Annotated in this window: 12 protein-coding genes and 1 tRNA gene; 1 reads left to right on the top strand and 12 read right to left on the bottom strand. The window is 65.8% G+C overall.

The window, feature by feature from the left end; all coding sequences use genetic code 11:
- Window positions 1-43: 43 nt before the first annotated feature.
- The 12 genes from ASF61_RS20535 to ASF61_RS20475 form a co-directional block, all read right to left on the bottom strand.
- Window positions 44-136: transfer RNA gene (locus ASF61_RS20535), tRNA-Sec, on the bottom strand.
- Between the two features lie 10 nt (window positions 137-146).
- Complete coding sequence (selB, locus tag ASF61_RS20530; protein ID WP_056160400.1) at window positions 147-2,048, bottom strand: selenocysteine-specific translation elongation factor; 1,902 nt, start codon at window positions 2,046-2,048, stop codon at window positions 147-149.
- Window positions 2,045-3,604, bottom strand: a complete 1,560-nt coding sequence (selA, locus tag ASF61_RS20525; RefSeq protein ID WP_082491858.1) for an L-seryl-tRNA(Sec) selenium transferase — start codon at window positions 3,602-3,604, stop codon at window positions 2,045-2,047. Before selA ends, selB begins: the two co-directional genes overlap by 4 nt.
- On the bottom strand, window positions 3,601-4,614 hold the full coding sequence (gene fdhE / locus ASF61_RS20520) for a formate dehydrogenase accessory protein FdhE (protein ID WP_056160398.1): 1,014 nt from the start codon (window positions 4,612-4,614) through the stop codon (window positions 3,601-3,603). The genes selA and fdhE overlap by 4 nt, the downstream gene beginning before the upstream one ends.
- Window positions 4,615-4,768: 154 nt before the next feature.
- Window positions 4,769-5,449 (bottom strand): formate dehydrogenase subunit gamma, encoded by a 681-nt coding sequence (locus ASF61_RS20515; RefSeq protein ID WP_056160396.1) that lies wholly within the window; start codon window positions 5,447-5,449, stop codon window positions 4,769-4,771.
- On the bottom strand, window positions 5,436-6,359 hold the full coding sequence (gene fdxH, locus ASF61_RS20510) for a formate dehydrogenase subunit beta (RefSeq protein WP_056160395.1): 924 nt from the start codon (window positions 6,357-6,359) through the stop codon (window positions 5,436-5,438). Before fdxH ends, ASF61_RS20515 begins: the two co-directional genes overlap by 14 nt.
- Window positions 6,360-6,380: 21 nt before the next feature.
- Complete coding sequence (gene fdnG, locus ASF61_RS20505) at window positions 6,381-9,452, bottom strand: formate dehydrogenase-N subunit alpha (RefSeq protein ID WP_156369670.1); 3,072 nt, start codon at window positions 9,450-9,452, stop codon at window positions 6,381-6,383.
- Between the two features lie 185 nt (window positions 9,453-9,637).
- Window positions 9,638-11,116: a histidine-type phosphatase gene (locus ASF61_RS20495; RefSeq protein WP_056160387.1), complete on the bottom strand. Its 1,479-nt coding sequence runs from the start codon at window positions 11,114-11,116 to the stop codon at window positions 9,638-9,640.
- A gap of 2 nt (window positions 11,117-11,118) precedes the next feature.
- Complete coding sequence (locus ASF61_RS20490; protein WP_056160385.1) at window positions 11,119-13,221, bottom strand: TonB-dependent siderophore receptor; 2,103 nt, start codon at window positions 13,219-13,221, stop codon at window positions 11,119-11,121.
- A gap of 137 nt (window positions 13,222-13,358) precedes the next feature.
- Entirely contained in the window at window positions 13,359-14,264 is a 906-nt protein-coding gene (locus ASF61_RS20485; protein WP_056160382.1) for a carbohydrate kinase, read from the bottom strand.
- A 2-nt stretch (window positions 14,265-14,266) separates the two neighbouring features.
- Window positions 14,267-15,478 carry an AGE family epimerase/isomerase gene (locus ASF61_RS20480; RefSeq protein WP_056160380.1) on the bottom strand — a complete coding sequence of 404 codons (1,212 nt, stop codon included), beginning with the start codon at window positions 15,476-15,478 and terminating at the stop codon, window positions 14,267-14,269.
- The gene (locus ASF61_RS20475; protein ID WP_056160378.1) at window positions 15,475-16,626 is read right to left on the bottom strand and encodes a LacI family DNA-binding transcriptional regulator; all 1,152 of its coding nucleotides are present in this window, start codon (window positions 16,624-16,626) and stop codon (window positions 15,475-15,477) included. Before ASF61_RS20475 ends, ASF61_RS20480 begins: the two co-directional genes overlap by 4 nt.
- A 277-nt stretch (window positions 16,627-16,903) precedes the next feature.
- Between ASF61_RS20475 and ASF61_RS20470 the strand changes: the two genes are divergently transcribed.
- Entirely contained in the window at window positions 16,904-18,262 is a 1,359-nt protein-coding gene (locus ASF61_RS20470) for a cellulase family glycosylhydrolase (protein WP_056160376.1), read from the top strand.

The following is an 18,262-nucleotide window of genomic DNA, read 5'->3' as shown; positions in this document are numbered from 1 at the left end:
CGATCGCTGCACGATCGCAGAAATTGGGGGAATAAAGGATGGGCGGAAAGCAGTAGGAGTCGAACCTACGGAGGAACGGCTGACGCCCCTCACCGGGTTTGAAGCCCGGCCCCATCACCGGATGAGATTGCCTTCCGCGGACTGCGCTAGCTGCCGCTGTACGACCACGCTGTGCCGGGCCGTACCATGTGAATGTTTCCAACGCGCCGAGTATAGCCGACCCGGTTGAAGAACTCCATGATCTGGATACTTCTTTTGCGTCCGAGACCGGTGGCATCGCGAAACGCTGCTGCCTGCGCTTCCGGCAGTGCGGCCAGCAGGTGGGCCAGTTCGGCCAGCGGCTGCGGATGGTAGAACAGGTCCGGCACGATCTGACTGAGTTCGTCGCTGCGCGCCAGCTTGCGCAGCAGCCGCCGTACGTCCGCCTCGGGCATGGCGTGGGTGCGCGCCAGGTCGCGTACCCACGGCGGGTCGTAGCGCCCCGCCAGCAGCGCCGCCAGCAGCGGCGCCGCCAGCGCCTGTTCGTCCGCGCTGAGCTCCACGCTGTGCTGCGGCAGGTGCAGGCTGCGTCCGCGCTGGGCGATGCGGCCATCGGCCAGCAGTTGTTCGGTCAGGCGGCTCCACAAGCGGTCTTCCATCTCCGGCGCCACGATGCGCTTGAGGCGCCACAGCTCCGGACCGGCGTCGTCGGGCGCGCGTTCGTGGAACTGCGCCAGCGCGGCCAGGATCCGCGCTTCCAGCGCCTGCACCTGGTCGGCGCCGATCAGCAGCGCGTCGCCACCGGCCAGGGCCACGCTGACGGCGCCCGGGGGCGTGGCGATCAGCGACGGCGGCAGCTGCGACAGCCGCACCAGCGCCGACAACCGCAAGCCCAGCGCACTGTGGGCCAGCAGGGCGCCGGTATCGCCCTGTTCGACGAAGGCAGCCAGCGCTGCAAGCCATGCAAGGCGCGCGCTGCTGCGGCGCTTGCGCGCCGGGCCGAACGGATCGAGCACCATGCCACCGCCGACGGTGGCCGTCGCTTGCGCATTGCGGATGACGAAGCGGTCGCCGGGCACCGCATGCACGGGCGCATCGAGCACCAGCTGCACGCGACCGGTCTGGCCGGGCGCCAGCGATTCGCCGTCGAGCAGGACCACGTTGGCGGTGTGGTGCGCTGCGCCCAGGTGCACATGCAGCGGCGACCACGGCTTGAGCGTCAGGCCGCAGTCGGGCATCAGGGTCAGCTCGGCCTCGATCCGCTGCGAGCATTCGGCCAGCTGGGGCGCTACGACCCAGGTGCCGCGCGCGATGTCTTCCTTGGCCACACCGCCCAGGTTGAGCGCCAGCCGCTGGCCGGCGCGGCCCGCTTCCGACGCATGGTTCTGGGCATGGATGCTGCGCACGCGGGCCTGCTGACCGTTCGGCGCCAGCGTCACCGTGTCGCCCACGCGCACGGTGCCGGCCAGCGCGGTGCCGGTAACGATGGTGCCCTGGCCGGCCAGGGTAAATACCCGGTCCACGCCGAGCCGGAACAGGCGCCGGTCGTCACTGGCCGGCAAGGTCGCGGCCAGCTGCGCCAGGTGCACGCGCAGCGCACCGACGCCGGCGTCGTCGGCGTCGGTGGCGTTGGTGCGGAAGATGGCGGCGTCGGCAAAATCGGTGGTCGCCAGCAGCGCCCGGATGTCGGCTTCCACGCGGGCGACCTGCTGCGCATCGGCGCGGTCGATCTTGGTCAGCGCCACCGCGCCGCGCCGCACGCCCAGCAGCCGCAGGATGGCCAGGTGCTCGCGCGTTTGCGGCATGATGCCGTCGTCGGCGGCAATCACCAGCAGGGCGGCGTCGATGCCGGTCACGCCGGCTGCCATGGTGCGGATGAATTTCTCGTGGCCCGGCACATCGATCACGCCCAGCGACTCGCCGCCGGCCAGCGGCGCATACGCGTAACCGAGTTCGATCGAGATGCCGCGCGCCTTTTCTTCCTTCAGGCGGTCGGTGTCGACGCCGGTCAGGGCGCGCGTGAGCGTGGTTTTGCCATGGTCGATATGGCCGGCGGTGCCGATGATCATGCGCGGCCCTGCGCCGGCAGCGGCGCTTGCATTGTTTGCTGCAACTGCTGCAACTGCGCCACGAACTTTTCCTGCTGGGCGTCGTTCAGGCAGCGCAGATCGAGCCACAGCGCGTCGTGCGCGACGCGGCCGATCACCGGCAGCGGCAGTGCGCGCAGGCGCTGTTCGAGCTTGCCCAGCGCGTTGCTGGCCTTGCCGGTCGGACGGATCGCCAGGCCAAAGCTCGGCAACTGGTCCACCGGCAGCGCGCCGCTGCCGATCTGGCTCGTCATCGGCTCGGCGCTGACGGCATAAGCGGCGCCGAGCGCTGCCTGCAGCGGCGCCAGGATCGCTTGCGCCTGGGCGCGCATGGCGCTGGCGGGGCGGGTCAGCAGCTTGAGCGTGGTCAGGCGCTCGGGCAGCAGGTCGGGCGCGCGGTACAGGGCCAGCACCGGCTCCAGCGCGGCCAGCGTCAGCTTGCCCACGCGCAGGGCGCGCTTGAGCGGATTTTTCTTGATCTGCGCGATCAGGTCGGCGCGGCCGACGATGATGCCGCACTGCGGGCCGCCGAGCAGCTTGTCGCCGCTGAAGGTCACCAGGTCGGCGCCGGCCGCAATCGTCTCGCGCACCGTGGTTTCATGCGGCAGGCCGTATTGTTCGAGGTCCACCAGGGTGCCGCTGCCCAGATCGACGGCAGTGGCGATGTTGTGCTGCCTGGCCAGCGGCGCCAGTTCCGGCAGCTCCACGCTCTTGGTAAAACCGGTGATCTCGTAATTGCTGCAATGGACCTTCATCATCAGCGCCGTCTGCGGGCCGGCCGCTTCCGCGTAATCCTTCAGGTGCGTGCGGTTGGTGCTGCCCACTTCGCGCAGCACCGCGCCGGCGCGCGTCATCACGTCCGGGATGCGGAAGGCGCCGCCGATTTCCACCAGTTCGCCGCGCGAGACGATCACCTCGCGCCCCAGCGCCAGCGTGTTGAGCATCAGCAGCACGGCAGCGGCATTGTTGTTGACGATGGTGGCCGCTTCGGCGCCCGTCAATTCCAGCAGCAGCTCTTCGACCAGGTTGTCGCGGTCGCCGCGCGTGCCGGTGTCGATATCCCATTCCAGGTTCATCGGCCAGCGCAGCGCTTCGGCCACGGCCTGCACCGCGCTGTCGGGCAGCAGGGCGCGGCCGAGGTTGGTGTGCAGCACGGTGCCGGTGAGGTTGAACACGGCGCGCAGGTGGGAGCGGTTGGCCTGTTGCAGGCGCTCGGCCAGCATGACCAGCAGCCCGGCGATCTCGGGCGGAGCGCCGGCAGCGGCGCTGCTTCGCGCGACGCTGGCCTCGAAGCCAGCGGTCGCCGTGCTCGCGGGGGCGCCGGCGCCGTCGTCCCTGCGCGCGGCCAGCAGCATGGCCCGCAGTTCGGCCAGCAGCGCGCGTGCCGCGTCCGTCGTCTGCACCCGGCCGTACTGCTCGATCAGCGGCTGGCAGCCGGGATCGGACAGGATCAGGTGCACGGCAGGCAGCCGGATCGCGGGCGGTTTGTCGCCCGTTGCCGGTGCCGCTGCGGCAGGGCTGCTGGCCGGGGCGGTCATGCGGCGTTAAACCACAGCAGGGGGTTGCCGCTGGCGCGCGCGTAGCCGGCTTCGCTCACCAGCACGTCGAGGGTCAGGCTGGCCAGGTCGTCGGCCAGCGGCTCGACGTGGAAGTCGTGCTCCTGGTTGAAGATCTTGCGGTAGGTCTTGCAGTCGTCGCAGGTTTCGGCGCGGGCCACCTTGCTCGGATCGTTGGCCTTGTTCTGCTTTGCATCGGCCGCGCCTTCGACCGGCAGCTTGTCTTCACTGGTTTCCAGGCTCTGGTAGGCGATCTTGCTGGTGTGCTCGCAGCACGAGCACTTCACGCGCACCATGTGCCACTCGCTGGCGCAGCAGCTGCACTGCAGGTAGCGGTAGCCCTGCGACTGGCCGCCGATGCGGATCACGCTGGCCACCGGGTGCGACCCGCACACGGGGCACAGGGTATTGGTGACCAGCGGCTGTACGCGCGGCGAATCGAGCTGGGCGGCGCGCATGGTCCACATCACCTGCAGCGCGGCAGCCACGAACGGCGCGTGCAGCGGGTGCACGCCTTCGGTCAGTTCGGCCAGTACGGCGTCGGCGCAGCCTTCCAGCTGGGCGGTATCGAGCGCGCGCAGTTCGGCCAGCACGGCGTCGATCTGCGGCTGGTCCCTGACTGCTGCCTGCAGGTGGTCGAGCAGGGCGGCAAACACGGTGCGCCATGCTTCCGGGCGCGTACCGTTGACCGGCAGCGGCGGCATATTGTGATCGATGGCCAGCTTGATGTCGGCCGCCGGGGGCAGGCTGAACGTCTCGGCGGGCAGGGCGGCGGCAACCGCGCCTTGCGCGTCCACCACGGCAGCCATCAGTTGCAGGTAGCCCTGCATCGCTTCGCCGACCGGGATGCCCTTGATGTCGTTGTTGGCCAGCTGGCGCAGGCGCGCGGCGCGCGCGGCGAACAGGCTGCGTGCTTCGGGCAGCAGCAGGCGCGGAATGGCGGTGTGATCGAGCGCTTCGATCTGGCCCGGTTCTAGCAAGCGTTGTACCACGGGATTCTCCAGTAGCCGGCGGCAAAAGTGCAGCCGGGCAAAAGTGTATTCTAATCCGAATTCGGAACGTCGGCGCGGGATGGCCGGGGATGCGCTCCGGAGAGCGGGGGGAAGCCGGGCGCGGCGTGGCGCGCCCGGCGTAGAGCTGCTTACATCAAGACTGCTGTCCGTCGCGCTGTTTCCTGACTTCGGACTCGAACCAGCGCGGATGGTGCTTGCGCGCCCACCCATAGGTGACCGTGCCGCGCACCATGGCGCCGATCGAACCCTTGACCCAGAACGCCGCGTAGATGTGCACGACGATCGAGCAGATCAGCACAAACGCGCTGAAGGCGTGCAGCAGCGCCGCAAAGCGCACCACCTCGATCGGGAAGTAGAACGCGAAGTACGCGCGCCAGATCACGATGCCCGACAACAGCAGGCCGACCATGCTGGCGATCAGCACGAAGAACAGGATCTTCTGGCCGGCGTTGTACATGCCGATCTTCGGCAGCCGGTCTTCGCGGTTGTTGAGCACATCGCCGATCTGCTTCATCCACTGCTTGTCCGACTGGTCGATCTGGTTGTGGTGCCAGAAGCGCACCACCAGCACCGCGAACGAGACGAACATCACCACACCGAGGAACGGGTGCAGGATGCGCGTCCACTGGCCGCCGCCGAGGAACACGGCCATCCACGACGTGGCCGGGTGGAACATGGCCAGGCCGGAGACGGCCAGCAGCACGAAGCAGATCGCCGTGATCCAGTGATTGCTGCGGTCATTGGCGGTGTAGCGCTGGATCAGCGGGTGGCCGTCCTTGTCCCGCATGCCGTTCAGATCATCAGATGCGCTCATTGCTGTTCTCCCGGATGCGTTGTGCGTCGTGCAGCGCTTCGGCTTCCTCTTCCTTGCTCACCTCGTTCGGACCGACACGCGAGTAGTGGAAGAAGCCTGCCAGCGCGGTGGCGGCAATGCCGGCCAGCGCCAGCGGCTTGGTCAGCCCCTTCCACAGGCCCACCATCGGGCTGATGGACGGGTTCTGCTTCAGGCCATGGTACAGCGGCGCCTTGTCGGCATGGTGCAGCACATACATCACGTGCGTGCCGCCGACACCGAGCGGGTCGTACAGGCCCGCCTGCGCGAAGCCGCGCGACTTGAGGTCCTCGATGCGCTCCTCGGCGTGCTGCTTCATGTCTTCCTTGGTGCCGAAGACGATGGCGCCGGTCGGGCAGGTCTTCACGCAGGCCGGTTCCTGGCCGACCGCCACGCGGTCCGAGCACAGCGTGCACTTGTAGGCGCGGCTGTCCTGCTTGGAGATGCGCGGCACATCGAACGGGCAGCCGGCAACGCAGTAGCCGCAACCGATGCAGTTCTCCTGGTGGAAATCCACGATGCCGTTGGTGTACTGGACGATGGCGCCCGGCGCCGGGCAGGCTTTCAGGCAGCCCGGATCCTCGCAGTGCATGCAGCCGTCCTTGCGGATCAGCCATTCGAGGTTGCCGTCGGTGTTCTCGTATTCCGAGAACCGCATCACGGTCCACGACTGCGGGGTCAGGTCGATCGGATTGTCGTACACGCCGGTGGTTTCACCCACTTCGTCGCGCAGGTCGTTCCATTCCATGCAGGCTGTCTGGCAGGCCTTGCAGCCGATGCACTTGGAAACGTCGATCAGTTTGGCCACGGTGCCGGTGACCGGGGTGCGGGCCGCCGGCGGCTGCACCGTGGTGGCCGAGAGGCGTTTGATATCTAGCGATTGTAATGACATGTTTTAATCTCCCTCGGGCCGTCAGGCTTTTTCCACTTTCACCAGGAACGACTTGAATTCCGGTGTCTGTGAATTGGCGTCGCCTACCGTCGGCGTCAGTGTGTTGACCAGGTAGCCCGGCTTGGTGAGCCCCTTGAACCCGAAGTTGATCGGCAGTCCGACCTGGTGGGTCTTCTTGCCGTCGATGGTCAGTGCCTTGATGCGCTTGGTCACCACGGCTTTCGCCACGATGTAGCCGCGCCGCGACGAGACACGCACCCTGTCGCCGTGGACCACGCCGATTTCCTTGCCCAGCTCTTCGCCGATTTCGACGAATTGCTCCGGCTGGATGATCGCGTTCAGCCGCGCATGCTTGGTCCAGTAGTGGAAGTGCTCCGTGAGGCGGTAGCTGGTTGCCACGTGCGGATACTCTTCCTTCTTGCCCAGCTTCTTGCGGTCGTTGGCAAACATCCGGGCGGCCGGGTTGTTGAACGCGCGCGGATTGTTCGGGTGCAGCGGGTTGTGCCCGATAGGCGACTCGAACGGCTCGTAGTGCTCGGGGAACGGACCTTCGGCCATGGCGTCGCGCGAGAAGAAGCGCGCCACCCCTTCGGCCAGCATGATGAACGGACCCATGCCGTTTTCCGGCGGTTCGTCCGCCTTGTAGTCCGGCACGTCGGCGCCGCTCCAGGTGGTGCCGTTCCAGGCCACCAGCTTACGGGTCGGGTCGAACGGCTTGCCCTTGGTATCGGCCGAGGCGCGGTTGTACAGCACGCGGCGGTTGGCCGGCCAGGCCCAGGCCCAGTTCAGCGTATTGCCGATGCCGGTCGGGTCGCTGTTGTCGCGGCGGCCCATCTGGTTGCCCTGCGCGGTCCAGGAACCGGCAAAGATCCAGCAGCCGCACGCGGTGCTGCCGTCGTCGCGCAGTTGCGCAAAGCCGGCCAGCTGCTCGTTCTTCTTCAGGACGACCTTGGTCGGATCCTTCGGATCGGTCAGCTCTTTCAACGCCTTGCCATTGAATTCCATGGCGATTTCTTCCGGCGTCGGCGAATGCGGCGTGGCGTAGTTCCAGGTCAGATTGACGATTGGATCGGGGAACTTGCCGCCCTCGGTCTGGTACGCCTTTTTCAGGCGCAGGAAGATGCCCGACATGATATCGAGGTCGCTCCTGGCCTGGCCCGGCGGCTCGGCGCCTTGCCAGTGCCACTGCAGCACGCGCGAAGAACTGACCAGCGAACCGCGTTCCTCGGCGAAGCACGACGTCGGCAGGCTGAATACCTCGGTCTGGATCTTGGTCGGATCGACCTTGTGGAAGTCGCCGTGCGGTTTCCAGAATTCCGACGTTTCGGTCTGCAGCGGGTCCATGATGACCAGGTACTTCAGCTTGGACAGGCTGTCGGTGATCTTCTGCTTGTCCGGGGCCGAGGCCAGGATGTTGAAGCCCTGGCAGATATAGCCGGTCATCTTGCCCTGGTTCATCAGCTCGAACGCCTGCATCATGTCGTACGGCTTGTCCAGCTTGGGCAGGTAGTCGAAGGCGTAGTTGTTCTCTTCGGTCGCAGCGTCACCCCACCACGCTTTCATGAACGAGACCAGGAACTTCTTCGAGTTGCTGTAGTAGCTGAGCTGATTCGGACGCAGCGGCTTGAGCGCGCGCTTGGCCACGTACGCTTCCCAGTCCTGCTCCGCCTCGCCGGGCAGCGTCAGGTAACCTGGCAGCATATTGGTCAGCAGACCGAGGTCGGTCAGACCCTGGATGTTGGAGTGACCGCGCAGCGCATTCATGCCGCCGCCGGCGATGCCCATGTTACCGAGCAGCAGCTGCACCATGGCGCCCGTGCGCAGCGTTTCCGCGCCGGTCGAGTGCTGGGTCCAGCCCAGCGCGTACAGGATGGTCGCGGCCTTGCCCGGCACTGCGGTCGATGCCAGCAGCTCGGCCACCTTGTGGAATTTTTCCGGCGGCACGCCGCAGGCTTTTTCCACCATCTCGGGCGTGTAGCGCGCGTAGTGCTTCTTCATCATCTGGTACACGCAGCGCGGGTGCTCGAGCGTCGGGTCGATCTTGGCATAGCCGTCGTCGCCGATCTCGTAGTTCCAGCTGCTCTTGTCCGTGTACTTGCCGGTCGCCTCGTCGTAGCCCGAGAACAGGCCGTCGTTGAAGGCGAAATCTTCGCGCACGATGAATGGCATGTCCGTGTAGTTACGGACGTATTCGTGCTGGATCTTGTCGTTGGTGAGCAGGTAGTTGATGATACCGCCCAGGAAAACGATGTCCGCACCGGTACGGGTAGGGACGTAATAGTCCGCCACCGAAGCGGTTCGGGTAAAGCGCGGATCGACCACGACCAGCTTGGCGCCGCGATGCGCTTTTGCTTCCGTGACCCATTTAAACCCGCAAGGGTGTGCTTCTGCTGCGTTGCCGCCCATGACCAGGATGACATCTGCGTTCTTGATGTCTACCCAGTGATTCGTCATCGCACCACGTCCAAATGTCGAGGCAAGACCTGCCACCGTCGGACCGTGTCATACACGTGCTTGATTGTCGAATGCCAGCATGCCGAGACTGCGCATGGTTTTATGGGTTAAGTAACCGACTTCGTTCGATGCCGCCGACGCGCACAGCATGCCGGTGGTGGTCCAGCGGTTGACGGTTTTGCCGTCGGCCGATTTTTCGATGAAGTTCGCATCGCGGTCCGCTTTCATCAGCTTGGCGATACGGTTCAACGCCTCATCCCACGACATCGGCGACCATTCGGAAGCGCCCGGTGCGCGGTACTGCGGCGCCAGCAGGCGGTTCGGCGAGTGGATGAAGTCGATCAGGCTGGCGCCTTTCGGGCACAGCGTGCCGCGGTTGACCGGGTGGTCGGCGTCGCCTTCGATGTGGATGATCGAAGCGGTGGCGTTTTTGGCGCCATCGCCCAGGCCATACATCAGGATCCCGCAGCCTACGGAGCAGTAGGGGCAGGTGTTGCGGGTTTCGGTGCTGCGCGCCAGCTTGTATTGCCGGACTTCGGCCATGGCCGTTGCCGGCGCAAAGCCGAGAAGCGCGATGCTCGAACCCGCGATGGTAGCGCCAGTTACCCGAAGGAACTGGCGCCTGGACATCTGGTTCATAGGAAGCCTCTTGGTTGTTGAAAAGGACTCCCCAAGTTTATCACCGGGAAAACATTCGTGTCCGTAATGACCTGTATCAAACAGACGCATTACAGACACTTTATTCCATAATTGCTGATAAAAACGATAATTTTTCGCGGTAAAAAGCTAAATAGACAATATTTTATCGTGGTCTGTGGGGCTTATTACGGCTGGTAACAACGCTTCAATTGTCGATAGTCGTAATAAAAACTGTGCGCGGCGATCCGGGCGCCGTCGCAGGCCGGTTTGAAGGCGGTCTCGCGTTCGTTGTACAGCATGCGCACCAGCGTGCGGCCGGCACGGTTCTGGTACAGGTCCCACGCGATGTTGGCCGCCATCGGCGCCACCTGTGCGCCGCGCCAGCGGCTGTTGGCATAACTGTACGTCGCCGCGCGCGGCAGCTGTTCCGACATGCCGGCCAGGCCCAGGGCGCTGGCCAGGGGGATGACGATTTCGGCGTGGGCAAAACGCAGCTTGGCCGCATGCGCGCGCTTGCCGCTGTCGATGGCGTCGGCCTCGGCAAAGAAATCGGCCAGCAACTTGTCGGCCATGCGCCAGGTGACGTCGCCGTTTTCGGCAATGCCCGGGCCTTTTTCGTAAAAGGCGACGGCGTCTTCGGTCTCGGCATAGACGCGGGCCTGCGCCGGGGCGATGTACTGGCGGAAGTCGACACGCCGTTCGGCCTGCAGTTCGGCTTCCAAGTCGGCGGCGGCGGCGTACAGCTCGTACAGCGCCAGTGCAGCGCCGGTGGCGCTGGCGATCGTGGTGTCGCCGTCGCCGCTGAGGCGATTGGTGAACTTGCCGTCGGCGCTGGTGTAGCTGCGCGTGCCGTGATTGACCGCACGGATCCGGCCCTGGTCCAGCGCGGCGATGAAGGCCGGCTGGAACAGCGCGCCCAGCGTGGTCAGCGCAGCGGCGTGCAACTGTGGCTGGGCGTAAATGGCAGCCTTGCGTGCTGCCAGTTCGTCGCTGCTGTCCCAGCGCTGGTACGCCAGCGTGGCGGGCGGCACCTGCCCGTCCTGCCTGGCGTTGAGCTTGTGAAAATACAGGGTGGTGCGGTCGGTGCCGGTATCGATCAGCGCGGCCAGGCCGGGCTGCGCGGCCGCCAGCGCGCCGCTGAAGTACGCCGCGCTATCGACCGCACGGTCCTTGCCGGAACTGAGCACCACGATGCGGCGCTGCTGCGCTTGCGCATCGCGAAACAGCGCCGGCAGGCGCGCATGCAGGCGTTGCGCCAGGCCGGTATGCTCGCGCACGCCCTGCAAGGTCTCGTTGCCGTACCCCGGCTTGCTGATGCCGTCCACGCCGTAACCGAGCAGCGCGTTCGCCTTCATCATCGCTTCGAGGTCGGCGCCCAGTTGCCGGCCCAGTGGCGTCAGCGCATCCTGCTGCTGCGCCAGCTGCCACAGGTTGTACAGCGCCAGGTCCGTCTTGAAGCTGCTCAGGCCCCGCGAGCCGTGGCGCGCCAGCAGCTCGGTATAGACCGCCGTGTAGCCGGCCGGCGCCGGCTGGTAGCTGGCGCTGTCCTGTTGCGGTGCGTACGGGGTCTTGGTCTGATAAAACTGCCCATGATCGGCATGCGCGTGCGCATGCATCAGCAGCAGGGACAGCGCGGCGCCGGCCGCAAGACGGAATGGTTTCATGGTCAGAAGTCTACGCGAACGTTGACGCTGGCGGTGCGCGGTGCGCCGATGTTCAGATAGCCCTCCTGGTAATAGGTCCAGTATTTGCGGTTGGCGATGTTGGAGATATTGGCGCGCACGCTGATCATCTTGCCGAAGTAGCGGTGACGGTAGTTCAGGCCTGCGTCGAACAGCGTATAGGCTGCCAGGGTATTGATATTGGCCGCGTCCATCGGCAAGTCGCCCAGGTACTGCGACCCGGCGTGCAGCGCCAGGCCCGGGAGCACTTCGCGCCAGGTCGCCTGGATCGATGCCTGGCGGCGCGGCGCACCGACTGCGCGCTTGCCGCTGTAGCCCGGCGCGGCGTTTTCCAGCTTGGCGTCGAGCAGCATGATGCCACCCTCGATCGACAGATTCTTCGCTGCCTGCACCACGCTGTTGAGCTCCATGCCGTTGTATTTGGACTGGCCATCGGACACATAGACGTTGGCGGCATTGGTGTACTGCGCGCCGCGCTCGATGTGGAACAGCGAGGCGGTGGCGTTCCACCAGTTGCGTTCCGTTTTTACCCCGGCTTCGGTCTGCTTGCTCTTGATCGGCGCGAAGGTCTGGTTGGCGTTGGCGGTGCTGGTCGGCGCGCTGGCCGCCTGCTCCAGTGCTTCGACATAGCTGGCATAGAGCGTGGTGGCGGCGGCCGGCTTGAACATCAGCGCCACGGTCGGCGTGGTCTTGTCGGCCGGGTAGCTGGCGGTCAGCGCGCCCTTGGTCGAATAGGCGTTGTCGGTGAAGCGGGTGTGGCGCGCGCCGGCCACCAGCGACCAGGCGTCGTTGAACGTCAGCGTGTCGCTGGCGAACAGCGCTTCCTGGCGCGTGGTCTCGTCGCGGTAGGTGCCGCCGCTGTAGTTGATGGCGGCCGCGCTGTACCGGGTCGGCGCCGACAGATTGCCGGTGCCGACCTTGACCTTCGGCGTCACCACCGACGACGTCGAGACCAGGTTCTGCGACATCAGGCCCAGCACCACTTCATTACCGATGCCGGCCACGGCGAACTGGCCGTTGACGGTGGCCTGCAGCTGGTCGAAATGATAGTCGTGCAGCTCGGCGCTGATGCGGTCGTAGTAGCTGCCGGCGTTGTCGGTCAGGTAGTACTGGTCCTTCTTGTACACGCGGGAAGAGTCCGAGGTGCGGTAGGAAGCGTTGGCGGTCCAGTTCGGCGCCAGGCGGTATTCGATGCCGGTGGTGGCCAGCGAATACTCGACATCGCTGCCGGCGCCGGTGCTATTGAGCCGGGTGTCGCCAGCGAGCGGCGCCGGGATCCTGAAACCCTGCAGGATGATGTCGGTGCCGCCGACGGTGCGGCGGCGCTGGTACAGCGCGTCGTAGGTCAGCGCCAGGTCGTCGGTCACGCGCCATTCCAGATTCAGGCCGGCAGCGTTGCGCTTGAGCGAGCCGCTTTCCTGCTTGACGTCGCCGTCTTCGTGCACCAGGTTCAGGCGATAGCCGAAACCGTCTTTGTCACCGAGGCGCCCGCCGGTATCGATCTGCTCCTTGATCGCGCCGCCTTCCTGGTAACCCATGGCTGCGCTGAAGGTCGTGGCGGTGGTCGGACGCTTGCTCACGTAGTTGATGATGCCGCCCGGCGAACCGAAGCCGTACATATAGCCGGTCAATCCTTTCAGCGCTTCCACGCTCTCGAACATCTCGAGCGGCATTTCGGTGCCGCGGTTGATATTGGCCAGGCCGTTGATCTTGTAGCCGTTCAGGTCATCGAGGCGCAGGCCGCGCATCTGGATCGTGGCCGGGTGGGTGGAGATCGGCGGCGAGATGGCGGTGACGGAGGCGTCGTACTTGAGGACTTCGGAAATGCTGGTGGCCAGGCGGTCCTCGATTTCATCGCTGGAGACTGCCTTGGTGGAAAACGGCGTGTCCAGTGCCGACTTGCGCCCCAGGGCGCCGCTGCTGACGCTGTCGCCGAGTTTTTTCTTTTCGACGGTGGCTCTGACTTCGACCGTGGACAGCACGTCGCCGGCAGGTTCGGCCACGGCGGAGAAGTGGAGCGCGCACAGGCCCGCAGCGGCAAGCGCACAGTGCAGACGGGATGGAGTGAAGGGGTTTTTCGAAGACATGAAGCGCCTGAGGAGGTTGGACAACTGGTGTCGGATAGTGAAGCCCGACATCTTATTGGCCCCATATGACGCCCGTATGACAAGGCCAGACGGGGACAGCCGTTTTTTTTCCTCAGGCGTGAACGGTGTGGGCCGTTCTACAGCAGCCGCTCGATGGCGGCCAGCGATGGCGGCGAGGCGCCTTGGACCAGGCAGGCCGCGGCGCCGGCAGCGACGCAGAAGCGCAGGTGCTGCAGCGGTTGCTCGTGCTGGCGATGCATCATGCTCCACGCCAGCGCGGCGATGCTGGCGTCGCCTGCGCCGACCGTATCGACCACGTCGATCTGCGGCGCCGGCAGCGCCCACGCCGCATCGCCGATGTGCAGCGATGCGCCGGCGCCGCCCTTGGTGTACAAATAGGTCGCGCAGGGATTCCAGCTGCGCAGCGTAGCGAAGGCGGCGGCGATATCGCCGGTGCGGAACAGCCCGGCCAGGTCTTCTTCCGAGACCTTGACCACGTCTGCCAGCTCGGTCATGCGGCGCAGGGTGGTGTCGTAGCGCTCATCCATCAGCAGGCGGTAATTGGGGTCAAAGCTGATGCGCACGCCGTCCGCCTTCAGCTGGCCGGCCAGCGCCACCAGCTTGGTCGCCAGCGGCTGGCGCGCCAGGCTGATGCCGCCGAAATGGGCCCACTTGCAATGGGCGCGCCAGCCTGGCGGCAGGGCTGCCGCGTCGAAGTGCAGGTCGGCGCTGTCGTCGCCGACGAAAAAGTAGGCCGGCGGATCGGTGCGGTGAACGATGGCCAGCAGCGGCGATTTTGGCTGGCGCTGCAGGAAACGCAGGTCGAGGCGCGCCGCGGCGCTGGCCTGCCACAGGGCGTCGCCGAAGACATCGGCGCTGATGGCGCCGGCGAATGCGGTCGGCACGTCCAGCGCTGCCATGGTGCGCGCGACGTTCCAGGTGGAGCCGCCCACCTTGCTGTGCCACTGCTGCGCGCCGGCGTCCTGCACGATCATGTCGGTCAGCGCTTCGCCGGCAGCCACGAAAACGGGGAAATCGGCCATTGTCATGCCTTCACCACGTTCAGCACTTCGTAGCAGGCGCCCATCGTGTGGTAATCGACCTTGCCGGCCGGGCTTTTCTCGTCGGTGAGCTTGGCGTTGTCGGCGCCCAGGATGCGGTACCACGCGCCGTACTGGTGGTCGACGAAATGGCGCCAGCTGTAGTCCCAGATCCTGTCGTACCAGGTCCAGTAGCGCGCCTGGCCGGTGCGGTCACCGAGCAGGGCGGCGGCAGCCAGGCTTTCGGCCTGCACCCAGAAATATTTGAGGTCGTCGCAGATGCTGCCGTCGGGCGCGAACCCGTAGTGGATGCCGCCGTGCTGCGCATCCCAGGCCCGCTCCACTGCCGCGTCGAACAACGCCATCGCGCGCGGCAGCAGCCACTCTGGGCCATGCCCAAGGTGGGCGCCGTGACGTTCGAGCAGCAGCAGCAGCTTGGCCCATTCGGCCAGGTGGCCGGGCTGGTAACCCCACGGACGGAAGATATTGCTCTTGTCGTCGCGGTTATAGTCCCAGTCCACCGACCAGTCGGCGTGGTAGTGCTCCCAGATCAGGTTGTCGGCCAGCGCGGCCTGGCGCAGCGTGATGTGGCGCGCCAGCGTTTCGGCGCGCAGCAGGTAGGCGCGCTCGCCGGTGGCCTCGAACGCGGCGATCAGCGCCTCGCAGGCGTGCATATTGGCGTTCTGGCCACGGTAGCCGTCGAGGTGCGACCAGTCGGGCGAGGCTTCGTCCGCGTACAGCCCGTGTTGCGCATCCCAGAAATGGCGTTCCATCAGCGCGAACGTTTCGGCGATCCATTCCGCCGCCTGGTCCTCGCCGGCCATCAGCGCGTGGCTGTAGGCCAGCAGCACGAAGGCCAGGCCGTAACAGTGGTTGGTGCCGTCGGTGACGTGGGCCACGCCGGCCTTCCAGTCCAGGGTCCAGGCGTAACCGCCCGTGTGCGGATTGCGGTGGGCGTCGCGCACGAAGGCGAGCGCGTGACGCAGCCGCTGCTGGTCGGCGCCGTCGCCGAACTGGCGCCAGGCCATGGCGTAGTTGAAGACGAAGCGGGTGCTGCTGACCAGGTGGCGGGTACGCTGGTCATAGATCGTACCGTCGTCCTTGTAGAAGTGATAGAAGCCGCCGCTGGGATCGACGCAGCGCGCGTCGTAAAAGCGCTTGGTGTGGCGGATGTGGTCGAGCAGCGTGGCGCGGAGATGGAAGTTCGGTGCCGTCATGGTGTGCGTGTCAAGGTGGATGGGCGATCGTTGATCGAAGCGTGGGGCGCGCGCCAGCCGTCGAACACGGTACTGGCGCGCACGATCAGCTCCACCGGTGCAATCTGCTGCACCGGCAGGGCCTGCGGCAGCTGGCCGGCCTGGTGTTGCTGCGGCTGGTCTGCCGGGTTTTTCCGGGCGGCGGCGTGGGCAGTCTGGGCATCGAGCAGCAGCGCCACGCCCATGGCGCCCAGTGCCTTTTTGTCGATGCGCAGCGTGGTCAGCGGCCGGTGGCCCAGCACCGCCGACGAGATATCGTCGAAGCCGACGATGGCCACATCGTGCGGCACCTTCAGGCCCCTGGCCAGGCAGCAGCGCATCGCCACCAGGGCCGCGCTGTCGTTGTAGCAGAACACGGCGTCGGGCGGATGGGGCAGGGCCAGCAGCTGTTCCATCGCTTCCCAGGCGCCGGTCTCGAGATCGACGCCGTCGGGCAGGTTGGCTTCCAGGCGCGGGTCGGCCAGGATGCCTTCCTCGAACAGGGCCTGGCGGTAGCCGCGCGCGCGTTCGCGGATGCTGTAGTGGGCCAGCGGACCGGAGATGAAACCGACGCGGGTGCGGCCGGTGTCGATCAGATGCCGGGTCGCCAGGTAGCCGCCCATCATGTTGTCCGGGTTGACGGAATGGTAGCCGCGCAGCTGCATGTCGATCAGCACCAGCTGCTTGCCGGTCGCGCGCAGCGCCGCCAGGGTTTCGGGCTCGAAGAAGCCGGCGCACAGGATGCCGTCCGGCGCATGCATGCGGATCTGGTCGATCAGGCCATCGGCCGGACCCACTGCCATGAACGACAGCACGATGCCCTGCTTGCGGCAGGCTTCCTCGGCGCCGTGCAGCACCGGCGAATAAAACGGGCTGCTGGCGGCGGTGTTGTGCTGGCGATGCAGCAGAAAGGCCAGGCGGCGCAGGCGCTTGGGCCGCAGCTTGCAGAAGTCGTAGCCGAGCGAGTGGGCCGCAGCCTGCACCATCTGGCGCGTGGCTTCGGTCAGTCCCGGCTCGTTTTTCAGCGCGCGCGACACCGTCCCCGCCGACACGCCCGCTAGCCGGGCGATGTCGCGGATGGTGATGCCCGGCGTTGCCGGGGCGGGTGCGGTGGGGGTGGCGTCGGCCATCTGGTCTCCGTTATGCCGTAATTGTGCCGATCCTGCATCGAGGAAGTCTTGCATGCGCGTCGCGCCGTGGTCAAACGACCACGCTGGTTTGCCCGGCAGTTTAGCGCCATTTACTAAACACCGTCCGCAATGTCGGCGGAAACACGCCAGGGCCAGTGTCCGCCGGCGACGGCTTGTTTAGTGAAGACGGCTAAACTGCGTCGCCTTTTTGCCGATGATTTGACCGCTGCGACAGGTCCATGCAGAATATTTTCACAACATACAACAAGGACGAGACATGAAACAGCTGATCAGATTTTGCGCCGCCGCCATGATGGCCGGCGCCGTCGGCGTCGCCGCTGCCGCCGCTGCCGCCGACGGAGCACCGGCGACCAACGCCGCGAGGCCGGAATTCGTGACCGCGAAACCGACGCACTTCAGCCGCAAGGGCCAGGCCTACTACATCGTGGGCGCCAATTTCTGGTACGGCGGCTATCTCGGTGCGCCGAGCGGCGTAGGCCAGCGCGCGCGCCTGCTCAAGGAACTCGACACCATGAAGTCGATCGGCATCAACAACCTGCGGGTGCTGGCCATCTCGGAAAAAACCGCGATGAAAAGCGCAGTCAGTCCCGCCACGACCGCCAGGCCGGGCGAGTACGACGAAAACCTGCTGGTGGGCCTGGACTTCCTGATGGCCGAAGCGGCCAAGCGCGATATCACGGTGGTGCTTTACCTGAACAACTTCTGGCAATGGTCGGGCGGCATGACGCAGTACCTGAACTGGTTCGAAGGCACGCCGGCGCTCGACCCCAATATCACCAAGGACTACGACGACTTCATGAAGAAGAATGCGCGCTTCTACGTGAACGCCGCTGCGCAAAAAGAATACCGCCAGGCGATCGCCAAGATCGTCAGGCGCGTCAACACCATCACCGGCAAACCGTATGCGGACGATCCACACCTGATGGCGTGGCAGCTGGCCAACGAGCCGCGGCCCGGTAACGGCAAGGCCACGCAGGAAGAAAAAGCGGCTTACGTCAAATGGATCGACGAGACGGCCGGCTACATCCATAGCCTGGACCGCAATCACATGGTCAGCACCGGCAGCGAAGGCCTGGCCGGTTCCGCCCAGGACGCCCAGCTGTTCCTCGACGCCCACCGCAGCAAGCATGTCGATTACCTGACCTACCACCTGTGGCCGAAGAACTGGGAATGGTTCGACTCGCGCAACCCGGACGGCACCTGGGACAACGCCCTGACCAGGAGCCGCGACTATCTGAATGCGCACATCGAGCTGGCGAAACAGCTCGGCAAGCCCATCGTGCTCGAAGAATTCGGCCTCGATCGCGACGGTCCGTCGTTCAGCATCAAGGCCACGACCACGATCCGCGACCGCTTCTACAAGGAGGTGTTCGACGTGGTGGTAAACCGCGCCGCCAAGGGCGATCCGATTGCCGGCTTCAATTTCTGGGCCTGGGGTGGCGCCGGCCGCGCCGCCAATGCCGACTACTGGTGGAAGCCGGGGAACGATTTCATGGGCGATCCGCCGCAGGAAGAGCAGGGTCTGTATTCGGTGTTCGACACCGATACCAGCTCGCTCAAGCTGATCAAGGAGTATGGCGACAAACTCAAGTCCATCAAGCCGGCTGCGCGATGA

This window comes from Duganella sp. Leaf126 (assembly GCF_001423125.1).
Lineage (GTDB): Bacteria > Pseudomonadota > Gammaproteobacteria > Burkholderiales > Burkholderiaceae_D > Rugamonas.
This window is presented reverse-complemented; position numbering and strand designations above follow the sequence as displayed.